Raw genomic sequence first — 318 nt, 5'->3', positions numbered from 1 at the left:
CAACACCTGTTGTAACAGTAACTACGGTTTATCCTGGTGCTACACCAGAAGAAGTAGCTGACAAAGTTTCAAAACCGATGGAAGAGCAACTACAACATTTAAGTGGTGTAAACGTTGTTAGTTCATCATCTTATCAAAACGCATCTTCTATTCAGATAGAATATGATTTTGATAAAAATATGGAAAAGGCTGAAACAGATATTAAAGAAGCTCTCACAAATGTGAAACTCCCAGAAGGAGTAAAAGACCCGAAAGTTTCACGTGTAAACTTCAATGCCTTTCCTGTTATTTCGTTAAGCGTAGCAAGTAAAAAGGAAT

1 protein-coding gene is annotated in these 318 nt (G+C 36.2%); it reads left to right on the top strand.

Translation table 11 applies throughout. The annotated features are described in order from the left end of the window. Positions 1-318: efflux RND transporter permease subunit (locus tag ACSG5Z_RS30095; RefSeq protein ID WP_435712769.1), on the top strand; the 318-nt coding region annotated here is incomplete at both ends.

Source organism: Bacillus pretiosus, assembly GCF_051294775.1.
Taxonomy (GTDB): Bacteria; Bacillota; Bacilli; order Bacillales; family Bacillaceae_G; genus Bacillus_A; species Bacillus_A wiedmannii.
This window is presented reverse-complemented; position numbering and strand designations above follow the sequence as displayed.